This window comes from Albidovulum sp., from assembly GCF_049646345.1.
Taxonomy (GTDB): Bacteria; Pseudomonadota; Alphaproteobacteria; order Rhodobacterales; family Rhodobacteraceae; genus Albidovulum.
The window spans coordinates 1-3,389 of the sequence record NZ_JBARVQ010000528.1; the positions used below are offsets into that span (position 1 = coordinate 1).

Annotated in this window: 5 protein-coding genes; 4 read left to right on the forward strand and 1 reads right to left on the reverse strand. The window is 59.3% G+C overall.

The annotated features are described in order from the left end of the window. Positions 1-202 (forward strand): UTRA domain-containing protein (locus WBB85_RS13515; protein ID WP_432639131.1); only part of this gene is annotated, 202 nt, incomplete at its 5' end. Positions 203-348: 146 nt separating this feature from the next. Here the strand turns inward: WBB85_RS13515 and WBB85_RS13520 are convergent. Next, entirely contained in the window at positions 349-798 is a 450-nt protein-coding gene (locus WBB85_RS13520; RefSeq protein WP_432639132.1) for an Lrp/AsnC family transcriptional regulator, read from the reverse strand. Positions 799-1,014: 216 nt separating this feature from the next. Between WBB85_RS13520 and WBB85_RS13525 the strand changes: the two genes are divergently transcribed. From WBB85_RS13525 to ehuD, 3 genes are all read left to right on the forward strand, one after another. Further along, positions 1,015-1,857, forward strand: coding sequence for a transporter substrate-binding domain-containing protein (locus WBB85_RS13525; protein WP_432639133.1), 843 nt, complete (start codon positions 1,015-1,017; stop codon positions 1,855-1,857). Positions 1,858-1,921: 64 nt separating this feature from the next. Further along, positions 1,922-2,587 carry an ectoine/hydroxyectoine ABC transporter permease subunit EhuC gene (gene ehuC, locus WBB85_RS13530; RefSeq protein ID WP_432639134.1) on the forward strand — a complete coding sequence of 222 codons (666 nt, stop codon included), beginning with the start codon at positions 1,922-1,924 and terminating at the stop codon, positions 2,585-2,587. A 3-nt stretch (positions 2,588-2,590) separates the two neighbouring features. Beyond that, a complete protein-coding gene (gene ehuD, locus WBB85_RS13535) occupies positions 2,591-3,256 on the forward strand; it encodes an ectoine/hydroxyectoine ABC transporter permease subunit EhuD (RefSeq protein WP_432639135.1) in 666 nt (221 codons plus the stop codon). Positions 3,257-3,389 lie beyond the last annotated feature (133 nt).

Here is a 3,389-nt window from a genome sequence, read left to right on the forward strand (position 1 = left end):
GGCGCACACTGGGGATGTGATCATCCGCATGCGCGCGATCCAACCCGACGAGGCGGCGCTTTTGGGGCTTGCGCCGCATCAGGCGGGGATCGAACTGGAACAGATCATCCGCGACGATACTGGTCTGGCCTTTTGTTTTGGCCGTCAGATCTGGCGTGGTGAGCTTGCGGAGTTCTCGGCCCATGCAATCGTGAACCGTTGATCTAACGCGTGATCTACCCTCATATTTTGGAAGGCTCGGCCGGATGCAGGTCTTGCCAAAACTCCTGAAAAGCCACGGCTTGAAACCCGCACTCAACACCCGCGTGGCCAATGACGCGCCACTTTCCTGATAACGTTCGAAACGCGTCAGAGAATGTCGAGCGAGACCTTCACCCGGTCCATTACGATTGAGGACGTGAACCGGCTGACATTGGATTCGTCAAAGAAGTATTCCTGCGTGAACGCCTCATATTCCTTGATGTCCCCGACGACGACGATCACGATGAAATCGGCCTCACCTGTCGTATAGTAGCATTGCTGCACCGCCGGGGCGCTGCGCATCCTTCGCTTGAACGCATCGAGATGCATGCGGCTTTCGCGCTCAAGTACGACCTCAACGATCACTGTCAGTTCGCGCCCGAGCTTGGAGGGCGACAACACGGCGATCTCTTTCTCGATCACGCCGGTTTCACGCAGTTTCTTAAGCCGTTTCTGAACCGCCGGTGTCGACAGGCCAATGCTCAATCCCAGCGATTCGGCGGTCAGCCGGGCATCCGCCTGCACCAGAGAAAGAATTTCATAGTCTTTATCGTCCATGTCAGTATTTCGATCGTTCTGCCGGGCCAACACAACCCTTTTTATCAAAAACCACGGATATTCGAGCAAAAGTCTCGCAACCTCCCGGTAAAATTCCGGATGGGAGATTGGGTGTGAAGCCATGGTGAATTCGGGAGGACGGGCCACCGCTTGGTGGCTAGTGGCTTTGAGTTCGAGGTTTTCGCATCCGAAATCCGCACCGTCAGGGAGGAAAACATGACAGCAAGATCGACAAAGACACTTTTCGCAGCGGGCGTGATGCTCGCCGCCAGCACGTTTTCGGCAGCCGCCGGCCCGTTGGCCGACCGCATTGCCGCGGGCGAGCCGATCCGCATCGGCTTTTCCAATGTACCGATCTGGGGTTATCCGGATGACAGCGGTGCTGCCAAGGGGTTTGTCAATGAAATCGCCCTCGGGGTGTTGGCCGAGATGGGCTACACCAATGTCGAAACCAGCGTCACCGACTGGGGCGGATTGATCCCGGGCCTGCAGGCGGATCGCTATGACCTGATCACCGGCGGTCTTTATATCCTCAACAGCCGCTGCCAGAACATCGCCTTTTCCGAGCCGATCGCCCAGACCGGGGATGCTTTCATCGTCCCGGCCGGCAATCCGAAGAACATCCAGACGTTCAAGGACATCCTGAATTCCGGCGCGATCATGGTGACGGGCGCTGGCTACAACACCGTCGAATCCGCCAAGAAGGAAGGCCTCGGTGACGATCAGATCATGCAGGTTCCCGGACCGTCGGAAATGCTGGCAGCCGTCAAGGCTGGCCGCGCCGATGCGGGCGGCATGACCTATTTCGAGGCGAACCACTTTGCCGAGACCAATGACGACATCGACGTGACCGATCCGGCGGCCCTGCCGGACTGGACGCTGAACTATGTCGGCATCGGTTTCCGGTTCGACGACGCCGATTTCATGGCTGAATTCAACAAGGCCGTGGCGGACTATGTTGGCACCGACGCCATGTTGGCCTCGGTCGCGGAATATGGTTACACCGACGCGAACCTGCCCGGCGACAAGACCGCCGAATGGGTCTGCGCCAACCGCTGACCTCAACGCGTGGCGGGCCTGCCAGGCCCGCCACTTTTTCCGATCTTCAGCAGAGCGCGGGCGGATGAGCATCTACGATTTCGTACTTCAATACTGGCCGCGCCTGCTGACCGGAACCGGCATAACGCTGGCCCAGTTCCTGCTGGCCGCAGCGCTCGGCATCGCCATCTCTCTCTGCATGGGGCTGATGAAACTGTCGCAAAACGGCTTTTTGCGCGGCGCGGCCGTGACCTATATCGAGATCTTTCGCGGCACCTCTCTGGTCGTCCAGCTTTACTGGATCTTCTTCGTCCTGCCGCTCTTCGGTCTGTCGATCGAGAAATTCACTGCAGGTTACCTCGCCGTCGGCATGAACATCGGGGCTTACGGCGCCGAGCTGGTGCGTGGCGGCATCCTGTCGGTTCCGAAAGGCCAGTGGGAAGCAGCCCTTGCGATCAATATGAGCCCGGCGCAACGCATGCGCCGCATCATCCTGCCGCAGGCGCTGGTCAACATGCTGCCACCCTGGGGCAACCTGATGATCGAGCTCTTGAAGGGCACGGCGCTCGTCTCGCTTATCTCGGTGGCGGATCTGATGTTCGAGGCAAGGCAGATCAACGCCTCGACCTTCCTGTCGGCGCAGGTCTTTGGCGCGGCACTGGTGATCTATTACATCCTCGCCCGCTTCATGGTGACGCCGTTCATGCGCTGGCTGGAACGCCATATGGCGCGCAAGCTGGGGAGGGCCTGAGCCATGTTCGACTGGAAATGGGACTTTACCTGGGAAATTCTGCCGCGCCTGATCCATGCCACCGGCAACACGCTGATCGCGGCCCTTGCGGGTTATGCCATCGCATTGGTGCTTGGTCTGGTTCTGGCACTGGCACAGCGGACGCCTTATCGCCCGGTGACGCTGATCGTGCGGGAACTGGTTGAGTTCATCCGCTCCACCCCGCTGTTGTTGCAGATCTTTTTCATCTTCTATGTCGGCCCGCAATTCGGCATCCGGCTCAGCCCCTGGGTCTCGGGCATGATCGCCATCGGCCTGCACTATTCCTGCTACCTCTCAGAGGTCTATCGCGGCGGGATCGAAAGCGTCGCCAAGGGGCAATGGGAAGCGGCAACAGCGCTCAACATGACCATTGCGCAGAAATACCGCCGGGTGATCATCCCGCAGGCCATTCCGCCCGCGCTGGCGGGTATGGGCAACTACCTTGTCGGCATCTTCAAGGATACGCCGATGCTGTCGGTGATCGGGGTTGCCGAACTGATCCACACCGCCAATGCCATCGGGTCGGAAAACTACCGTTTTCTGGAACCCTACACGATGGTGGGTATCATCTTTCTCGCGATTTCGCTTCCGGCGGCCGGTGTGATCCGACTGTTCGAAGGCTATGTCCGCCGCAAACTGGGACTGTGAACATGCACGACGTATCGGCCTTTCCGCTTGAAATCACCGGCACCCCCGCGCCCATGGTCAGCTTTCGTAAGGTGACGAAGTCTTACGGGCCGCTCACCGTGCTGGATGAGCTGGACCTCGACATCGCGGCGGG

Excerpts from the sequence above, each read along its gene's own strand:
- WBB85_RS13520 (WP_432639132.1), bottom strand. The coding sequence starts at position 798 with ATGGACGATAAAGACTATGAAATTCTTTCTCTGGTGCAGGCGGATGCC.
- ehuC (WP_432639134.1), top strand. The coding sequence starts at position 1,922 with ATGAGCATCTACGATTTCGTACTTCAATACTGGCCGCGCCTGCTGACC.
- ehuD (WP_432639135.1), top strand. The coding sequence starts at position 2,591 with ATGTTCGACTGGAAATGGGACTTTACCTGGGAAATTCTGCCGCGCCTG.
- WBB85_RS13525 (WP_432639133.1), top strand. The coding sequence starts at position 1,015 with ATGACAGCAAGATCGACAAAGACACTTTTCGCAGCGGGCGTGATGCTC.